We start from the raw sequence: 16927 nt of genomic DNA, 5'->3' as shown, positions 1-16927 counted from the left end.
CGAGTGGACTTACATCCACTCGGGCTTTCATTATGCTTTTACTGCTAATTGTTCAATGACTTTATTCGCAATGTGTTGATACACTTCTCCGGTCGGATGACTCGCATCATAGACAGATGGAGCAAAATCATCTTCATTCCAGTCAGGCTGTCTTAAAGGTATTTGACCAAGGACCGATACTCGTAGTTCTTCCGCTAGCTTGTCCCCGCCCCCTTTTCCAAAGACATATTCTTTTTCACCTGTTTTTTTGCTTTCATAATAGCTCATATTCTCAACGACCCCTAGCACATCGTGATCTGTTTGAAGTGCCATTGCGCCTGCTCTAGCAGCAACGAAGGCAGCTGTAGGATGCGGTGTTGTGACAATGATTTCTTTACAGCTTGGAAGCATTGTATGAATATCAAGCGCCACATCTCCAGTTCCAGGCGGAAGGTCTAATAGTAAGTAATCTAATTCTCCCCACTCTACTTCGTGGAAGAAGTTATTTAGCATTTTACCAAGCATCGGTCCTCTCCAAATGACCGGTGCATTTTCTTCAACAAAAAAGCCCATTGAAATCACTTTGACACCAAAGCGTTCCACAGGAATAATTTTTTCCCCTTTAACCGTTGGTCTGACGGTGATTCCCATCATATCCGGTACACTAAAGCCATAAATATCTGCATCAATCAGTCCAACTTTTTTTCCTAGACGAGCCAGTGCTACAGCAAGGTTGACAGACACGGTGGATTTCCCAACGCCTCCCTTTCCACTCGCAATCGCAAGGAATTCAGGAGGATTTTTAGAATTGAGTAGGTTTTCTTCCTCATCTTGTGACGGCATAAACCTTTCAAGAGTTTCCTGAGGCAGTTCTTCAAAACGAAGTCCTACTGTGTTAGCACCCTCTGCTTTCAAGGCTTGTACGATGTCTTGCTGCAGTTTCATTTGCTCAGCAGTACCCGTTTTAGCAATAGCCACCTTTAAGCTCACATGTTCTTTTTCAGGCTTTAGGCTGATTTCCTTGATGGCATCCAGCTCACCAAGCGGTATATGAAGGAAAGGTTCGTCCATCTTCCCAACTAGTTTTCTCACATCATCTTGTCCGATCATAGCAGAACCTCACCCTTTATTGAATTCGTTTACAATCCAAGTATATCATACATATCCTTACAATGTCTGTCCTGTTTGCCTTCGTTCAAAAGGAAAAAGCCCCTTATTCAGGCGGCTCTTTTTGCTCTGTCAAATATCTTAAAATGCCTTTATAAATGGAGGCAGCAATTTGATCTTGATATTTAGGTGTTGCCAGCTGACTGGCCTCTTTCGGATTGGAGAGAAATCCAATCTCCACAAGAGCTCCTGGCTTCGTCACATTTTGCATTAAATAAATGCCATTGATCCGCTTCGCCTTTCGATCTGTGTTTTCAAGATTATTGCGTAATTCATCTTGAATGAACTTCGCTGCCTTTTCATTCTCTTCATATTTCCCGTAAAAAAACGTCTGTGCGCCGCTCCATTTGTTTGATGGGATCGCATTTAAATGAATACTTAAATAGAAATCCGCTTCAGACTCATTGATGGCTTTTACACGGTTTCTTAAATCCTCCGCTTTCTTCCGAGCATATCCCTTTGTGTTCTTTGATGATAAATCAGAATCATCCTCGCGGGTCATAAGAACAAGGGCACCCTGCTCCTGTAAATAGTCACGTATCTTCATGGATACATCTAGTGCAATCTCTTTTTCAAGCAACTCTCCTCCTACAGCCCCGCCATCTGGACCGCCATGACCCGGATCTAAATAGATGATCTTGCCGCTCAAAGGCAAGTTCCACGATTTCCACGAATCATCATTTAGAAACTGAAACCTGAATAAGAATAAGAGGACGATAAACCCGATTAAAAACCCTGTCCATTTCAGCTTTCTTTTCATCCCTGTCCCTCCCATACACCATTATTTTATAGATATGGGACAAGGGCTGGAAATATGCTTAGTGCAATCGAAGCTTATGCCTTTTTTCTGATTCTCGAAAGCCTTCCTGCCACCACATGCTTAAAAAATCCTTCGCAAATGGATACAGGCACGACATCTTCCGCTCCATTCGGAACATATTCCCCCACGATTGCAAACACCCCGCTAGCTCCTCAACCAGCTCATTTTCTTCATGAACTGACCGCTTCTTTATATCATCGAATGATTCACCGTACTTACTCGACTCACCGTATCTCCCACCTGCTAAAAAGGCCTCAATGGCGAAATCAATACAGCCATCACTCATAATCCCAGCTGGATCATCTGCAAAAGGGAACAGCTTCTTCGTGAATTTCTCAGAAGCATCCGTCACCTGTTGAAGAGACAATGTACGCAACAGCTTCTTTTCAAGCGTGACATCTCGTTTTGTTTTCAATTGATAAAATGAAAGAACCTCTGCCATAGACTGAACTCCTTTTTTCTTTGTATTGTTCGTTGGTTTGAACAAAACATGCAGTTCAGTAAATGGAAATCAATGAGCTAACGGATTGGAAAATTGTGATAAAATGAACATTTATATATAGAAAGAATAGAAAAGGGGCAAAATTCATGAAGAAGTGGATATATATCCTATTGCTACTAACAGTCGTCTTATCTGGATGCGGCAGTCAAGCGACCGAGCAGAAAAGCGACATAAAAGGAATAGAAGACATATCATTAAAACAGCTCTCCAAACACAAAAGTTCTTATATTGGAGACAACGGAGCAATTGGCGCTATTTTATCAGATCTTCCAGGTAACGTGATTCGTGAATATGAAATCGTAGATGAAAAAGAGCTAAAAGTGACGTATGGCGTGAAAGAAAATGCCAATGACACAGAAGAACAATTTGACGCATACTGGTTTGATCAAAAGAACACGATTGAGAAAACGTATTTATACAACGCATTCGCATTTTTTATCCTTGTCGATAATGTTGAGCAGGTAACCCTCAAGATGAGCTCAAACAATGAACCAGCTGTCACGTTTAATAGACAGCAACTAGAAAAAAAGCTCCCTCACTCCTTTAAAGAATACCAAGACAATGTAGAACTTTGGCAGAAGGAACTGGTTGATGGAGTTGTGAAGTCAAAAGAGAAACGGCAAGATGTATATAAAGTGTTTCCCATGCAGGAATAATAAAACAGAGGGGTGTCTCCCTCTGTTTTTTTGATGATTATTTAGTAAAAGCTTGAATCAATCGTTGTCGAAAGTTTTGATCCCCTGCTGCAGTAAGCATAAATTCGTTGAATACTTCCTCAATCCAGTGAGAATTGTTCGCTTTTGGATCATTGATAAAAAGAGAAATGGATATAGAGGATGTATCTGTTCTTCGATATAAAGCAGCTGTGAAAACAAACAACGTCGCTCCGCTTTTATACCAAATATATTGATCTTTTTCCGTCTTCAATGTTTCTCCCAGCACAATTTGGCTAAAAAGACTCTTTTCTTCTGTTGTTAACAGCTCGTCATGAAGGCGTTTCATAAATTGTGCATATTGATTGGTTGTAGACTTTGTCATCTTTTGTGTCAGTAATGATTGAATATGAAAGCTTAATAAGTCCTTTTCCATCGTTTTTTCTTCTAATATCTTTTTATGCTCTGGGTCATTTTTCATGATATTAAAAATCTCACTCATTAGAGATTTATATTGCTCATGAGATACACCGCTCATTTGCTTTAATGCATCCTGCTCATGATCAGATACATAAGCGGACCACAAAATCATTGGCGTCAGCGGCATGAGTTCATCATGTTCTATAAGACCAGCTTGTTTCATCTGATCATTGATCTTTTCTAAGCCCAGCCGGTCAATCAAATAATCAGTACAAGCATTCGAACTGAATTGCATCATCCCTTTGGCAACATCTAATAAAGTTGCATGTTCAGAAAAATCATTGACCTCCAGCCAGTATGTGTGAGCACCACCGTCTGTTCTATCAATATAAAACCGCTCTATATCAGAAAATGCCACTTTTTCATCTAGCTTGGTGTCACCGCTAGAGACGGTTTTAACAAAATGAAACAAAACCATTAATTTCACCGTACTTGCAAGTGGTGTTTCTTGATCACCATTCCAATCTAATACTACATCTTCATTTTCAATCATTGTCGCTGATATGTCCTTTTTGTTTTTCATGACAAATGTCAAAAGATCTTCTTTTGTTTTATTCAAATGTATCTCCTTTCCCAACCACTATAGATTATCATCTTCAATATAACAAATATTTGAAATAAAGACACAAAAAAGAAGGGGTTTATGAATCCCCTTCGTTTGATGATTTTATTCATGAGGCAGTTGCAGCTTCATCCCCTCATGCGTAGCTTCAAAGCCCAACTTTTCGTAAAAACGGCGTGCTTTTGGTCTCTGTTTGTCTGTTGTTAGCTGAATCATATGACAGCCGCGGTCGCTTGCATGTTGAATAGCCTTTTTTATCAACATCGTGCCAATTCCTTTTCCTCTATGAGTCGAGGCTGTACGAACTCCTTCTATTGAAGCTCTCCATCCTCCTAGATGTGTAAGAAATGGCGTCATGGTTAATTGGAGAACACCGACAGCTTCTTCCTGATCACACGCAACAATGAGTTCAATATTTGGATCACTATCTATTGAATGAAAGGCTTCGATATAGCTTTCTAATAATGGTTGAGTGTAACGCTCTCTTTTTTCACCTAACATGTCATCTGCGAGCATGAAGACGATTTTGTCGAGATCATCCAGCTTGGCTTCTCTGAACGTCAGTTGACTGAATCCCATTGAACACACCTCCTATGAATTATTGACCAAAATACCATTGATGAGCGTTCTTATATAAGATGTGATCAGCTGCTTTTTCATCAAAGAGCTGTTGAATCAACTCAACATCACCGTATTCAAATGGACGCTTTGCTCTTGTCGATGGAAGGTCGGTACCAAACATCAATGCATCAGGATTCGTTTGATAAATGGACGTCAATGCATGTTCCACGTTTAAATCAACTCGCCCAAAGCCAGTTGCTTTTACCCGAACCCCTTTATCAACCAGCTTGAGCAAATGCGGCAAGCCTTCTTCCGATAAGCCTAAATGATCAATTGAAATAGCAGGCAGTTTTTCAAGCATTGATGATATTTCAGGGAGGTGCTTAGCATCTATGTAAAGCTCACTATGCCACCCAGCCAGCTCATACACTCTTCTCGCAAAATAATCGAGCTTCGAAATATCCTCCGAACCGCCCCGCTTCACATTAAAACGTAAAGCCTTTATCCCATGTTGATCCAAATGAACAATTTCATCATCTGTTGCTGTAAAAGGTAATTGAGTCACGCCGCAATAAGCGGGACCCAGTTCATCTAGCGCTTTCAACAAATAGCCTTGATCAAAGCCTTGAAATGACCCAGAGACGATGGCTCCACCTACAATCCCTAGATCAGCCGTCTCTCTCTCATAATCATTCACATCATAACTAGGCGGTGTATACCCTTGGTTTTCTTGAATGGGAAAATTAAAATCAATGATATGAAAATGTGCATCAAAGATCTTCATGCACGCGCCCCTCTTCTGCTTATTTGATCTGATTATATCAATAGAGAAAGTCGAGGGATATTTGGAATGACGAATTACTTCATATCATGAATACTTATCAAGCTTTCCATTCCTCTCGTAAGATGGCATAGTAAAACTCATCCCACCACTCATTTTCCTGTGGTATACACTTTTTAAAATAACCCTCTCTTCTCATCCCCATTTTCTCCATCACTCTCCACGATGGCACATTTTCAGGCTGACAAGTGGCAATGATTCGATGCAAATTCATTGTGCAAAAACCATGATGTAGGACAGCATTCGCCGATTCAGAAGCATAGCCTTTGTTTTGATATGCAGGATGGAAGACCCAGCCAATTTCATACGTGTGATCACCAAAGTAAGGATGAAACACGATATGCCCGATGCATGTATGATCTTTTTTTAATAGGACTGCGACATACTTAGCATCTTCACGACGATTATCTTTGACAAATTTCTGCGCATCTTCTTTAGAAAATACATCTTCTGGAATATACTTCATCACGACCGGATCAGATGTATAGGCATAGACGTCCTGCCAATCATCCTCAGTAAATGGTCGAATGAGACATCTTTCTGTCGTTAGATTCATAGGACAACCTCCATCTTTTTTAACAGAAAACTTCTATACTCATATTTTATACGTATTCAAGAGGAAGAGACCAGTCATGATTTATCTACATAAAAAGGCACAAAAAAAAGCACCAGCACGAAGCTGATGCTTTTTTTATAAGGTTTGTTTGTAACAAACCTTTGTAAAACGTCCATACAATATAAAATTGATTAACGTTTTGAGAACTGAGGTGCGCGACGTGCGCCTTTAAGACCGTATTTCTTACGCTCTTTCATACGTGGGTCACGAGTAAGAAGTCCAGCACGTTTAAGTGATGTACGGTACTCAGGATCTACTTCTAGAAGAGCACGAGAGATACCGTGACGAATTGCTCCAGCTTGACCAGAGAATCCACCACCGTGAACAGTTACAAGAACATCGTAGCTGTTAGCTGTTTCTGTGATGTTCAAAGGTTGTTTCACGTCTTCGATTAAAGCAGCGAATGGAATGTATTCAGTAATTTCACGATTATTAACGACGATACGGCCTTCACCTGGAACTAAGCGAACGCGCGCTACAGAACTTTTACGACGACCTGTACCGTAATATTGAACCTGTGCCAAATTGTTAACCTCCCTTATAATTAACCGCGAAGTTCGTAAACTTCAGGTTGTTGTGCTTGATGTGGATGCTCAGAACCACGGTACACATTTAATTTTTTAAACATTTGACGGCCTAATGGACCCTTTGGAAGCATACCTTTGATAGCAAGCTCCAACATTTTTTCAGGGTAGTTTGTACGCATCTCAAGAGCAGTTCTTTGTTTCAAACCACCTGGATGCATTGTGTGACGGTAGTAAATTTTGTCCGTCAATTTCTTACCTGTTAGTTCGATTTTCTCAGCATTGATGATGATCACATGATCACCTGTATCAACGTGTGGTGTATAAGTTGGTTTGTGCTTACCGCGCAAAAGTGATGCTACTTCAGTAGAAAGACGACCTAGAGTCTTGCCTGCCGCATCAACAACTAGCCATTTGCGCTCAATTGTGCTTGCGTTCGCCATTGGTGTTGTACGCATGAGTTTCCCTCCTAAATAAATCAATAATTTTTCCTTGAATCAAATGCTACGTTCTATTTCAAAACACAAGATAAGTCTTCCGGGGCTTATTTGTGGGGTTGAAATACATACCATATGATATCTTATAACTTTCTGCTTCCTGTGTCAAGAACATGTTACACCTGGTTTAGTTGTCATAGAAAACTTCCCATAAATACAGTCCGTGACTAGGCGCAGTCTTACCTGCCGCTTCGCGATTTCGGGCGGCAAGCATGGCTTTTATCTCATCAGGGTGGAATTTACCAGATCCGACTTCAAGTAAAGTTCCAGCGATAATTCGGACCATGTTGTATAAAAAGCCATTTCCTCTCACGCGCATTTCAAGCCCATCTGAGACGTTTTTCCACTCGAGGGTGTAAATCTCCCTCACCTTGTCCTGAACCTCTGTATTGGCTGCACAAAAGCTTGTGAAATCGTGTGTGCCAATAAGGTATCCAGCAGCTTCTCTCATTTTGTCTGCATCCAACCGGTAAGGAAAGTGGCAGGCATACTGTCTCGTGAACACATTTTGGTGCGTTTCCGTTGAGACCTTATAACGGTACTCCTTCGAAACGACACTAAAACGTGCATGAAACGACTCATCCACTTCCTCAGCCTTTAGAACCGTGATGTCATCCGGCAGGAGACTATTGAGGGCAAAAGGCCATCTTTCCATCGGAATCGAGAGCGGCGTGTCGAAATGAATGACCTGCCCCTTCGCATGGACGCCGCTGTCCGTCCGGCCAGAAGCCACAATCGGAACCAGTTCATCCTGTTTGTGCATTTTTGCAAGAGCAGACTCGATCTCCGTCTGAACTGTCCGCTGCCCAGGCTGCACCTGATAGCCTTTAAAATGTGTCCCATCATAGGATACGGTACATTTGACCTTCATCTAGGAATCACCTAATTTCTCAGAAGCACAAGGAGTGCTGTTAACAGGATGAACAGGAGCAATGTGAACGTGTCTTTCATGCCCCAGACAAGCTGACGGTATTTCGTCCGTCCTTCTCCTCCGCGATAGCCTCTCGCTTCCATAGCAGTCGCTAGTTCCTCTGCACGCTTAAACGCACTGACGAAAAGCGGGACAAGTAAGGGAACGATGGCTTTCATGCGATCTTTAAGAGGTCCGCTTGTAAAATCAACACCTCTTGCCATTTGTGCCTTCATGATTTTGTCTGTCTCTTCTAGTAAGGTTGGAATAAACCGAAGAGAGATGGACATCATGAGAGCAAGCTCATGAACGGGCAGTTTGATTTTACGGAATGGGTGAAGCAGCTTTTCCATACCGTCTGTCACTTCTATAGGCGTTGTGGTTAACGTCAGAAGTGTCGTCATCATGATGAGATAGACAAAACGGAGTGAAATGAAAATTCCCTGCTTTAGACCTTCTTCATAAATATTTAAAAAACCAAAGTGAAATAGCAAGGCGCCATCCTTTGTCATAAAAATATGCAGAATGAAGGTAAACAGGACAATCCATAGGATCGGTTTCATTCCTTTAAGAATAAAGTATAGCTGCACCTGAGACACCATCACCACAAGAAGGGTAAAGATCCCTAAAAGTCCGTAGGTGATGTAATTATTAGCAAAAAAGACAATAAAGACAAAAAAGAAAATTGATAACAGCTTTGTCCTTGGATCAAGACGATGGACAAAGGATGTACCTGGCACATATTTGCCGATAATCATACTATCCATCATGATGTCGTGTCCTCCTGATAAAGAGCTGTTAAGGCTTCTGCCATTTCATCCATGGTCAGAAGCGGCCTCGGAAACGTAATGCCCAGTTTTTCTTCTACAGTCTGCTGGAATTTAATCGTTTCTGGGAGATCGAGACCAAATGAAGACATGTCTGTACGATTGGCAAACAATTCTCTCGGCGTGCCTGTCGCCTTCACCGTTCCTTTATGCATCACAATCATTTGATCTGCATAATGAGCGGCATCCTCCATACTGTGTGTAACCAGAATCGTGGTGAGATTAGCCTTTTGATGAAGCTCATAGAACATGTCCATGATTTCCTTCCGTCCGCGTGGATCTAACCCTGCAGTCGGCTCATCCAGCACAAGCACTTCTGGCTCCATCGCTAGAACACCTGCAATCGCCACACGTCTCATTTGACCGCCGCTTAGTTCAAAAGGAGATCGAGATAATAAGGATTCAGGAAGACCAACTAGTTTCAGCATTTCTTTCGCCTTTGCTTCTGCCTTCTGCTGAGGAACACCGAAATTCATCGGACCAAAGCAGATATCCTTAAGGATCGTTTCTTCAAAAAGCTGATGCTCAGGAAATTGAAACACGATGCCTACTTTTTTCCGAAGGGACTTTAAATCCTTCTGCTTTTTATTGGCTTGTAAGACGGTATCCCCAAGCGCAATGCTCCCCTTCGTTGGTTTGAGCAAGCCATTTAAATGCTGCAGCAACGTGGACTTTCCAGAGCCTGTATGACCAATGACAGCGACATAGCTGCCCTCTTGGATGGAAGCATTGACATCATACAAAGCGAGACGCTCAAACGGCGTTTTCATTTGATAACGATGCTCTAATTCTTTGATCGTAATGTCCATAGCTCTTTCACCAATCCTTCTTGTGTCAAATGGGCATTTGCAAGCGGTACACCTTGTTGCTTCAATTGTTTGCTCAACCGATAGGAGAATGGCAGATCAAGTCCAATTTGAACTAGCTGCTCGTCTAATTCAAAAACTTCCTCTGGGGTTCCTTCGGCAAATTTTTTCCCGCCATTCATGACAATGACCCGGTCTGCCTTGGCGGCCTCGTCTAAATCATGTGTGATGGAAATGACTGTGACCGTTCCTTGTTCCTTCAGTAGTCTAACAGTCTCTAACACTTCTTCACGGCCAATCGGATCAAGCATTGATGTTGCTTCATCCAAGATCATGATGTCAGGGCTTGCGGCAAGTACACCTGCAATGGCGACTCTCTGCTTTTGCCCGCCTGATAGATGGTGCGGCTCTTGATCAAGAAACTCCTGCATATTGACCTGTTTCACAGCCCAATCTACACGTTCTATCATCAATTCCCGCTCAACCCCGTTATTTTCTAAACCAAAAGCCACATCATCACGAACAGTTGAGCCAACGAATTGGTTATCTGGGTTTTGAAAGACCATTCCGACTTTTTTGCGAATATCCCAGACACTCTCTTCTTTCAGCTCAATCTCTCCAACCTTGACCGTTCCAGCATCCGGTAAAATGAGCCCATTCAGTACACGGGCAAGTGTGGATTTACCTGAACCGTTATGACCAACAATGGCGAGCCATTCATTTTGATTCACATGCAATGACACTTGATCTAAAGCGGGCTTCTCCGCATCCTTGTGATAACGAAATACAATGTCCTTTACGTCAATTAATGTCTTCCCCATCTCTACCGGACCTCCTCTCAGCTCAACCTCTTCTTTGCTTTTTGCTAAAAAGCCGTAGTATCTAAAAAAGGGCATAGATCCAGTTATGAACTGTCCCGCCCTTTCTTAGATACACGCTATGTGATTAAACTAATTCAATGACAGCCATTGGTGCGCCATCGCCGCGACGAGGTCCAAGCTTCATGATACGAGTGTATCCACCTTGGCGATCTTCGTAGCGAGTTGCAACGTCAGCGAATAATTTTTGAAGTGCATCTTGGTTTGTTTCAGCGTTAGCTACTTCATTACGAATGTAAGCTGCAGCTTGACGGCGAGCATGAAGATCTCCGCGTTTGCCAAGAGTGATCATTTTTTCAACTACAGAGCGAAGTTCTTTCGCACGTGTTTCAGTTGTTTCGATGCGTTCGTTGATGATCAAATCAGTCGTTAGGTCACGAAGCATTGCTTTACGTTGTGCACTAGTGCGTCCTAGCTTTCTGTATGCCATGTGATGTCCCCTCCTTAGTTAGAGAATGCTGTATGAATAAAAAACACACGAAAATCCTAGTTCACAATGAAACTAGTCAATCGTCTTTACGAAGACCCAGTCCAAGTTCTTCTAGTTTCGCTTTCACTTCTTCAAGAGATTTACGTCCAAGGTTACGAACTTTCATCATATCCTCTTCTGTCTTGTTAGCAAGCTCTTGAACAGTATTAATACCCGCACGCTTCAAACAGTTGTAAGAACGAACAGAAAGATCAAGCTCTTCAATTGTCATTTCAAGCACTTTTTCTTTTTGGTCTTCTTCTTTCTCAACCATAATTTCAGCATGCTGAGCTTCGTCAGTTAACCCAACGAAAATGTTCAGGTGTTCAGTTAAAATCTTAGAACCTAGAGCGATCGCTTCTTTCGGTCCTGTGCTTCCATCAGTCCATACATCTAGTGTTAATTTATCATAGTTTGTGATTTGCCCAACACGGGTGTTCTCCACTTGATAAGTCACACGAGATACAGGTGTATAGATTGAGTCGATCGGAATCACACCGATTGGCTGATCGTCTCTTTTGTTTGCATCAGCAGGATTATACCCGCGACCTCTTTGTGCAGTTAAGCGAACACGGAAGCTCGCATTCTTGCCAAGAGTTGCGATGTGAAGATCTGGATTTAAGATTTCAATATCGCTGTCGTGTGTAATATCAGCAGCTGTTACAGTACCTTCATCTTGTACATCAATTTCAAGCGTCTTCTCTTCTTCAGAGTAGATTTTGAGTGCAAGCTTTTTAATGTTTAAGATAATCGTTGTAACATCTTCAACCACGCCTTCGATCGTTGAGAATTCGTGTAAGACACCATCTATCTGGATCGATGTTACAGCTGCACCAGGAAGTGAGGATAAAAGGATACGACGAAGGGAGTTCCCTAAAGTGGTACCATATCCACGCTCAAGTGGCTCTACGACAAACTTGCCATACTTGGCATCGTCGCTGATTTCAACCGTTTCGATTTTTGGTTTTTCAATTTCGATCATCTAATAAAACCCTCCTTCAAAACGTCGAAACCTCGAATAGAATCATATGAGATTCCATCCGAAATTCCTCATTGTTTAGTCCCGTATGTGCTCAGGCAACGAGTCGTGTATTCGTCTCATAAATAACTGTATCATAACCCATTATTGACAGGGACACAAAATCTATACAAACAAATTACACGCGGCGACGTTTTGGTGGACGGCATCCGTTATGAGGAACTGGAGTTACGTCTCTGATTGCAGTAACTTCAAGACCTGCAGCTTGAAGTGCACGAATTGCAGCTTCACGACCAGAACCAGGACCTTTAACAGTTACTTCAAGTGTTTTAAGACCATGTTCGATAGAACCTTTAGCAGCAGTTTCAGCAGCCATTTGTGCAGCGAAAGGAGTAGATTTACGAGAACCTCTGAATCCTAATGCACCAGCACTTGACCAAGAAATTGCGTTTCCATGAACATCAGTAATCGTTACAATCGTGTTGTTGAAAGTGGAACGGATATGAGCGATTCCAGCTTCAATATTCTTTTTCACGCGACGTTTACGCGTATTTTGTTTACGAGCAGCAGCCATTCTTTAACTACCTCCTTTACTTATTTTTTCTTGTTAGCTACAGTACGACGCGGACCTTTACGAGTACGCGCGTTGTTTTTTGTGTTTTGTCCACGAACAGGAAGTCCTCTACGATGACGGATTCCGCGGTAGCTTCCGATTTCAATTAGACGCTTAATGTTAAGTGAAACTTCACGACGAAGGTCACCTTCTACTTTAAGTTTGTCAATGATATCACGGATTTTACCAAGTTCGTCTTCAGTTAGATCGCGAACGCGAGTGTCTTCAGAAACACCTGCTTCTTTAAGGACTTGTTGCGCAGTCGTACGACCAATTCCAAAAACATATGTTAAAGAAATGACAACACGTTTATCACGTGGAATATCTACACCAGCAATACGAGCCATGATTTGGGCACCTCCTTGTTATTAGCCTTGTTTTTGTTTATGTTTTGGGTTTTCACAGATCACCATTACTTTTCCTTTTCTGCGAATAACTTTACATTTTTCACAGATAGGTTTAACAGATGGTCTCACTTTCATGTGTTTCCAACCTCCTTCTTCCGGAGTTGCTTTATTTGTAACGGTACGTAATTCTACCACGAGTTAAGTCATATGGAGATAATTCTACCGTAACTTTGTCTCCAGGTAAAATGCGAATGAAGTGCATACGGATTTTTCCTGATACATGAGCCAAAACTGTATGACCATTCTCTAGTTCAACTTTGAACATTGCATTTGGCAAAGTTTCTGCTACAGTACCTTCCACTTCAATTACATCGTCTTTCGCCATTCAAGTGTTCTCCCTTCTTCAAATCAGTAACTTGCTCTCTGACAAATGTCCAAATGAGTTCATCTCAATTGTCCATCCATCACCCGACCTGTTTTGAATATACTGTTCTGAACTTCCGGAGATACGCAACCATAAAAGGTTATATGATTGATATTTTTTCTTAGGAGAATGAAATTTACGCTTTTCTCCGTCTGCGATTAGTACATGGCAGCCACCGAACATGCCGATGACACCTGTATACTGATCTTGTTCTTTCCTTTGGACTATACAGACAACCTGCCCGATTTGGGTCTGAAAGGCTTCAGTGAAGACCTAAATCTTAGTCAGTATATCAAAACCTGTATCTGTAATCGCAATCGTATGCTCAAAGTGAGCACACTTTTTCCCATCAACCGTTACAACCGTCCAGTTATCAGCCAATGTTTTCACATATCGGCTGCCTGCGTTCACCATCGGTTCGATGGCCAACACCATTCCAGGTTTTAGCCGCGGGCCTTTGTTGGGCGGACCATAATGAGGAATTTGAGGGTCCTCATGAAGATCCTGTCCGACCCCATGTCCAACATATTCTCTAACAACTGAGAAATTCTCGTTTTCTACATACGTTTGTATAGCATGGGAAATGTTCGACAGACGTTCGCCTGGCTTTGCTTCCTGTAAGCCTTTATATAGAGATTCCTTTGTGACTTCCAGTAGTTTGCGGTCTTCATCACTGATTACCCCAACTGGATAAGTCCAGGCAGAGTCACCATGATAGCCATTTAACTTTGCGCCAATATCGATACTAATGATGTCACCATCACGTAAAACCCGTTTACCAGGAATACCGTGAACGAGTTCTTCATTCACCGAAACGCAAATGCTCCCGCGAAAACCATTATACCCTTTAAAAGATGGGATTGCACCCTGCTTTGTAATAAAACGTTCGGCAATTTGATCCAATTCTTTTGTCGAAATACCTGGTTTTATATGTTTCTTCAGCTCTTCATGAGTCAGTGCGACAATGCGTCCAGCTTCTCTCATAATCTCAAGCTCGCGAGGAGTTTTACAGATAATCATTTATTTAATCCCCCAAGCAGGTCTTTGATATCTGCATATACATCGTTAATGTGTTTTGCACCATCAATGTTTGCAAGATATCCTTTTTCTGAATAGAAGTTCAGTAAAGGTTCAGTCTGCTTTAAGTTTACTTCAAGTCTAGTCGAAACGGTTTCTGCATTATCATCTGCACGTTGATAAAGCTCGCCTCCACACTTATCGCAAACATTTTCTTTCGCAGGTGGATTGAATACTAAATGATATGTTGCTCCGCAATTTTTGCAAATTCTTCGGCCAGTCAGACGCTCCATCAAAGCATCTTTATCGACTTTAATATTAATGACATAATCAATCGTTCTGCCAAGGTCCTTTAGAATGCCTTCTAAAGCTTCAGCCTGAGCGACTGTTCGCGGAAATCCGTCCAGAAGAAAACCTTGTTCACAATCATTTTTGCCAAGTCTTTCTCTAACAATACCGATTGTGACCTCATCAGGAACAAGCTCTCCTTTATCGATAAAGGATTTTGCTTCGAGCCCAAGTTGTGTCTCCTCTTTCATAGCAGCGCGGAACATATCTCCTGTTGAGATATGAGGGATCCCATAATCATCAACAATTCGTTCTGCCTGAGTGCCTTTACCAGCACCCGGAAGCCCCATTAAGACTAAGTTCATTTCGGATTTCCCCTTCCTTACTTAGAGAGGTTGGGCAGGAGCCCAGCCCTCTTTTTTATTTCATAAATCCACGGTAGTTTCGTTTCACTAATTGGCTTTCAAGCTGTTTCATTGTTTCAAGTGCAACACCTACAACAATGAGAAGACTTGTGCCGCCAATTTGTGCAGCGGAAGGTAATCCAGCGAATTGAATGAAAAAGATAGGAAGTATTGAAATCACGGCTAAGAAAATGGCGCCCACAAACGTGAGTCGGTACAAAATGCTCGTAATTCTATCTTGAGTCATTTTCCCTGGACGAACTCCCGGGATATAGCCACCCTGCTTTTGCAGATTTTCAGCCATTTGTTCAGGATTCACTTGGACAAAGGCATAAAAATATGTGAAAGCAACAATCAGTGCTACATAAATCGTCATACCGATTGGCTTAGTATAGTCAAAGTTGTTGGTTATCCAAGTTGTCACATTATTGGTTCCGAAGAACGATGCGACCGTCTGCGGAGTAATAATGAAAGAAACGGCAAAGATGACTGGAATCACCCCTGCTGGATTCACTTTCAATGGAAGGTGCGTTGCTTGACTAGCAGACATTTGTGCACGGCCAGTTCCTTTTGAATATTGAATCGCAATCTTTCTCACTGCCATTTGAATGTAAATAACACCAATAACAATGACAAGAATAGCAATAACAATAAGGGCAATTTTCAGGATTTGCATGAACAACTGTCCATCTCCACCTACAAATTGTTGAGCGTACACTTGTTTTAATGTTTGAGGGATACCTGCGATGATACCAGCAAAGATAATAATCGAAATGCCGTTACCAACACCGTGAGCAGTAATCTGCTCTCCCAGCCACATTAAAAATGCTGTTCCCGCAGTGAGTACGACCGCAATTAAGAGGTACGTTGAAACACCTGGGTTTTCAATCAGCATGCCTCCTGCCATATTGTTGAATCCATATGACATTCCTAACGCCTGGATAAAACCTAGAACAATTGTAAAATACCTTGTGAATTGTGCTAATTTTCGGCGGCCAACCTCTCCTTGCTTTGACCACTCAGTGAACTTCGGAACAACATCCATCTGCAAGAGCTGAATGATGATCGAAGCAGTGATATACGGCATAATCCCCATTGCAAGAATGGAGAATTGGAAAAGTGCCCCGCCCCCAAACGTGTTGAGGATACCGAAAACACTCATTTGATCCTGTGCCTGGAGAACTTCGGCGTTCACATTAGGCACAGGGATGAAAGCACCTATACGAAAGACGATTAACATTAAAAGAGTGAATATAATCTTATTCCGTATATCTTTCACGCGCATAAAATTGGAGATTGTCTTAAACAAGTTAGATCACCTCGGCTGTACCGCCAGCAGCTTCAATCGCTTCTTTAGCAGAAGCAGAGAATTTATTGGCTTTTACAGTTAATTTTTTTTCTAATTTACCGTTGCCAAGAATTTTTACTCCTGCTTTTAACTTGCTTATTGCACCAGTCTCTAGAAGAAGTTCAGGAGTTACTTCCGTTCCTTCGTCAAAACTGTTTAATCTGTCTAAGTTGATAACCGCATAATCTTTACGGTTGATGTTTGTAAAACCACGTTTTGGAAGACGTTGGAATAAAGGCATCTGACCACCTTCGAAACCAGGGCGTACACCGCCGCCAGAACGAGCGTTTTGACCTTTATGACCTTTACCAGAAGTTTTACCGTTACCTGATCCAATACCACGACCAACACGGTTGCGTTCTTTACGTGAACCTTCTGAAGGCTTCAATTCATGAAGTTTCATTTGGGCACCTCC

General features: G+C 42.0%; 24 protein-coding genes and 1 pseudogene. 1 reads left to right on the top strand and 24 read right to left on the bottom strand.

Annotated features, from left to right (window positions below):
- Window positions 1–30: 30 nt before the first annotated feature.
- The 3 genes from NKR21_RS00955 to NKR21_RS00945 all read right to left on the bottom strand — a co-directional run bounded on the left by NKR21_RS00955 (window position 31) and on the right by NKR21_RS00945 (window position 2408).
- Window positions 31–1089, bottom strand: a complete 1059-nt coding sequence (locus tag NKR21_RS00955; RefSeq protein WP_012008724.1) for an Mrp/NBP35 family ATP-binding protein — start codon at window positions 1087–1089, stop codon at window positions 31–33.
- 103 nt (window positions 1090–1192) lie between these two features.
- Window positions 1193–1906, bottom strand: a complete 714-nt coding sequence (cwlD, locus tag NKR21_RS00950) for an N-acetylmuramoyl-L-alanine amidase CwlD (protein WP_012008723.1) — start codon at window positions 1904–1906, stop codon at window positions 1193–1195.
- A 58-nt stretch (window positions 1907–1964) separates the two neighbouring features.
- A complete protein-coding gene (locus NKR21_RS00945) occupies window positions 1965–2408 on the bottom strand; it encodes a YbaK family protein (RefSeq protein WP_012008722.1) in 444 nt (147 codons plus the stop codon).
- Between the two features lie 146 nt (window positions 2409–2554).
- On the opposite strand from NKR21_RS00945, the gene NKR21_RS00940 reads away from it, so the two are divergent.
- Window positions 2555–3124, top strand: coding sequence for a DUF4825 domain-containing protein (locus NKR21_RS00940; protein WP_144458015.1), 570 nt, complete (start codon window positions 2555–2557; stop codon window positions 3122–3124).
- Between the two features lie 37 nt (window positions 3125–3161).
- On the opposite strand, the gene NKR21_RS00935 is transcribed toward NKR21_RS00940, so the two are convergent.
- The 21 genes and pseudogenes from NKR21_RS00935 to rplO form a co-directional block, all read right to left on the bottom strand.
- Window positions 3162–4160, bottom strand: a complete 999-nt coding sequence (locus tag NKR21_RS00935; protein WP_144458017.1) for a serine hydrolase — start codon at window positions 4158–4160, stop codon at window positions 3162–3164.
- 108 nt (window positions 4161–4268) lie between these two features.
- Window positions 4269–4742, bottom strand: a complete 474-nt coding sequence (locus tag NKR21_RS00930) for a GNAT family N-acetyltransferase (protein ID WP_144458019.1) — start codon at window positions 4740–4742, stop codon at window positions 4269–4271.
- A 19-nt stretch (window positions 4743–4761) separates the two neighbouring features.
- Window positions 4762–5508 (bottom strand): amidohydrolase family protein, encoded by a 747-nt coding sequence (locus NKR21_RS00925; RefSeq protein ID WP_144458021.1) that lies wholly within the window; start codon window positions 5506–5508, stop codon window positions 4762–4764.
- Between the two features lie 97 nt (window positions 5509–5605).
- Window positions 5606–6121, bottom strand: coding sequence for a GNAT family N-acetyltransferase (locus tag NKR21_RS00920; RefSeq protein WP_088002425.1), 516 nt, complete (start codon window positions 6119–6121; stop codon window positions 5606–5608).
- Window positions 6122–6312: 191 nt separating this feature from the next.
- The gene (gene rpsI / locus NKR21_RS00915) at window positions 6313–6705 is read right to left on the bottom strand and encodes a 30S ribosomal protein S9 (RefSeq protein ID WP_003217273.1); all 393 of its coding nucleotides are present in this window, start codon (window positions 6703–6705) and stop codon (window positions 6313–6315) included.
- Between the two features lie 20 nt (window positions 6706–6725).
- A complete protein-coding gene (gene rplM / locus NKR21_RS00910) occupies window positions 6726–7163 on the bottom strand; it encodes a 50S ribosomal protein L13 (protein ID WP_003217042.1) in 438 nt (145 codons plus the stop codon).
- Between the two features lie 166 nt (window positions 7164–7329).
- Window positions 7330–8073, bottom strand: a complete 744-nt coding sequence (gene truA / locus NKR21_RS00905; protein WP_144458024.1) for a tRNA pseudouridine(38-40) synthase TruA — start codon at window positions 8071–8073, stop codon at window positions 7330–7332.
- 11 nt (window positions 8074–8084) lie between these two features.
- On the bottom strand, window positions 8085–8882 hold the full coding sequence (locus NKR21_RS00900) for an energy-coupling factor transporter transmembrane component T family protein (RefSeq protein ID WP_144458025.1): 798 nt from the start codon (window positions 8880–8882) through the stop codon (window positions 8085–8087).
- Window positions 8879–9748 (bottom strand): energy-coupling factor ABC transporter ATP-binding protein, encoded by an 870-nt coding sequence (locus NKR21_RS00895; RefSeq protein WP_119124328.1) that lies wholly within the window; start codon window positions 9746–9748, stop codon window positions 8879–8881. The genes NKR21_RS00900 and NKR21_RS00895 overlap by 4 nt, the downstream gene beginning before the upstream one ends.
- A complete protein-coding gene (locus NKR21_RS00890; RefSeq protein ID WP_012008713.1) occupies window positions 9724–10566 on the bottom strand; it encodes an energy-coupling factor ABC transporter ATP-binding protein in 843 nt (280 codons plus the stop codon). Before NKR21_RS00890 ends, NKR21_RS00895 begins: the two co-directional genes overlap by 25 nt.
- Window positions 10567–10690: 124 nt before the next feature.
- The gene (rplQ, locus tag NKR21_RS00885) at window positions 10691–11053 is read right to left on the bottom strand and encodes a 50S ribosomal protein L17 (RefSeq protein WP_003216944.1); all 363 of its coding nucleotides are present in this window, start codon (window positions 11051–11053) and stop codon (window positions 10691–10693) included.
- A 76-nt stretch (window positions 11054–11129) separates the two neighbouring features.
- Window positions 11130–12074, bottom strand: a complete 945-nt coding sequence (locus NKR21_RS00880) for a DNA-directed RNA polymerase subunit alpha (RefSeq protein ID WP_003217009.1) — start codon at window positions 12072–12074, stop codon at window positions 11130–11132.
- A gap of 175 nt (window positions 12075–12249) precedes the next feature.
- Window positions 12250–12645: a 30S ribosomal protein S11 gene (gene rpsK / locus NKR21_RS00875; RefSeq protein ID WP_003217231.1), complete on the bottom strand. Its 396-nt coding sequence runs from the start codon at window positions 12643–12645 to the stop codon at window positions 12250–12252.
- Window positions 12646–12665: 20 nt separating this feature from the next.
- Window positions 12666–13031 (bottom strand): 30S ribosomal protein S13, encoded by a 366-nt coding sequence (rpsM, locus tag NKR21_RS00870; RefSeq protein ID WP_003217023.1) that lies wholly within the window; start codon window positions 13029–13031, stop codon window positions 12666–12668.
- Window positions 13032–13052: 21 nt separating this feature from the next.
- Window positions 13053–13166 carry a 50S ribosomal protein L36 gene (gene rpmJ / locus NKR21_RS00865; protein WP_003156543.1) on the bottom strand — a complete coding sequence of 38 codons (114 nt, stop codon included), beginning with the start codon at window positions 13164–13166 and terminating at the stop codon, window positions 13053–13055.
- A gap of 31 nt (window positions 13167–13197) precedes the next feature.
- Entirely contained in the window at window positions 13198–13416 is a 219-nt protein-coding gene (gene infA / locus NKR21_RS00860; RefSeq protein ID WP_003217190.1) for a translation initiation factor IF-1, read from the bottom strand.
- Window positions 13394–13701, bottom strand: a pseudogene (locus NKR21_RS00855) (KOW domain-containing RNA-binding protein). Before NKR21_RS00855 ends, infA begins: the two are co-directional and overlap by 23 nt.
- A 27-nt stretch (window positions 13702–13728) precedes the next feature.
- Window positions 13729–14475 (bottom strand): type I methionyl aminopeptidase, encoded by a 747-nt coding sequence (gene map / locus NKR21_RS00850; protein ID WP_144458027.1) that lies wholly within the window; start codon window positions 14473–14475, stop codon window positions 13729–13731.
- Entirely contained in the window at window positions 14472–15125 is a 654-nt protein-coding gene (locus tag NKR21_RS00845; RefSeq protein ID WP_076839358.1) for an adenylate kinase, read from the bottom strand. Before NKR21_RS00845 ends, map begins: the two co-directional genes overlap by 4 nt.
- 55 nt (window positions 15126–15180) lie before the next feature.
- Window positions 15181–16473, bottom strand: coding sequence for a preprotein translocase subunit SecY (gene secY / locus NKR21_RS00840; protein WP_012008710.1), 1293 nt, complete (start codon window positions 16471–16473; stop codon window positions 15181–15183).
- Window position 16474: 1 nt separating this feature from the next.
- Entirely contained in the window at window positions 16475–16915 is a 441-nt protein-coding gene (gene rplO / locus NKR21_RS00835; protein WP_012008709.1) for a 50S ribosomal protein L15, read from the bottom strand.
- Window positions 16916–16927 lie beyond the last annotated feature (12 nt).

Origin of the sequence: Bacillus sp. 1735sda2 (genome assembly GCF_024159245.1) — a bacterium.
GTDB lineage: Bacteria > Bacillota > Bacilli > Bacillales > Bacillaceae > Bacillus > Bacillus pumilus_O.
Note: the sequence above shows the minus strand (reverse complement) of the source record. Positions and strands in the feature narration are given on the sequence as shown.

Bases quoted from the DNA above. Each gene is read 5' to 3' on its own strand.
- rplQ (WP_003216944.1), bottom strand. From the start codon at position 11,053: ATGGCATACAGAAAGCTAGGACGCACTAGTGCACAACGTAAAGCAATG.
- rplO (WP_012008709.1), bottom strand. From the start codon at position 16,915: ATGAAACTTCATGAATTGAAGCCTTCAGAAGGTTCACGTAAAGAACGC.
- NKR21_RS00925 (WP_144458021.1), bottom strand. From the start codon at position 5,508: ATGAAGATCTTTGATGCACATTTTCATATCATTGATTTTAATTTTCCC.
- NKR21_RS00920 (WP_088002425.1), bottom strand. From the start codon at position 6,121: ATGAATCTAACGACAGAAAGATGTCTCATTCGACCATTTACTGAGGAT.
- NKR21_RS00940 (WP_144458015.1), top strand. From the start codon at position 2,555: ATGAAGAAGTGGATATATATCCTATTGCTACTAACAGTCGTCTTATCT.
- NKR21_RS00900 (WP_144458025.1), bottom strand. From the start codon at position 8,882: ATGATGGATAGTATGATTATCGGCAAATATGTGCCAGGTACATCCTTT.
- NKR21_RS00945 (WP_012008722.1), bottom strand. From the start codon at position 2,408: ATGGCAGAGGTTCTTTCATTTTATCAATTGAAAACAAAACGAGATGTC.
- NKR21_RS00880 (WP_003217009.1), bottom strand. From the start codon at position 12,074: ATGATCGAAATTGAAAAACCAAAAATCGAAACGGTTGAAATCAGCGAC.
- map (WP_144458027.1), bottom strand. From the start codon at position 14,475: ATGATTATCTGTAAAACTCCTCGCGAGCTTGAGATTATGAGAGAAGCT.
- NKR21_RS00930 (WP_144458019.1), bottom strand. From the start codon at position 4,742: ATGGGATTCAGTCAACTGACGTTCAGAGAAGCCAAGCTGGATGATCTC.
- NKR21_RS00895 (WP_119124328.1), bottom strand. From the start codon at position 9,748: ATGGACATTACGATCAAAGAATTAGAGCATCGTTATCAAATGAAAACG.
- NKR21_RS00890 (WP_012008713.1), bottom strand. From the start codon at position 10,566: ATGGGGAAGACATTAATTGACGTAAAGGACATTGTATTTCGTTATCAC.
- truA (WP_144458024.1), bottom strand. From the start codon at position 8,073: ATGAAGGTCAAATGTACCGTATCCTATGATGGGACACATTTTAAAGGC.
- NKR21_RS00845 (WP_076839358.1), bottom strand. From the start codon at position 15,125: ATGAACTTAGTCTTAATGGGGCTTCCGGGTGCTGGTAAAGGCACTCAG.
- NKR21_RS00955 (WP_012008724.1), bottom strand. From the start codon at position 1,089: ATGATCGGACAAGATGATGTGAGAAAACTAGTTGGGAAGATGGACGAA.
- rplM (WP_003217042.1), bottom strand. From the start codon at position 7,163: ATGCGTACAACACCAATGGCGAACGCAAGCACAATTGAGCGCAAATGG.
- infA (WP_003217190.1), bottom strand. From the start codon at position 13,416: ATGGCGAAAGACGATGTAATTGAAGTGGAAGGTACTGTAGCAGAAACT.
- rpsM (WP_003217023.1), bottom strand. From the start codon at position 13,031: ATGGCTCGTATTGCTGGTGTAGATATTCCACGTGATAAACGTGTTGTC.
- rpsK (WP_003217231.1), bottom strand. From the start codon at position 12,645: ATGGCTGCTGCTCGTAAACAAAATACGCGTAAACGTCGCGTGAAAAAG.
- cwlD (WP_012008723.1), bottom strand. From the start codon at position 1,906: ATGAAAAGAAAGCTGAAATGGACAGGGTTTTTAATCGGGTTTATCGTC.
- rpmJ (WP_003156543.1), bottom strand. From the start codon at position 13,166: ATGAAAGTGAGACCATCTGTTAAACCTATCTGTGAAAAATGTAAAGTT.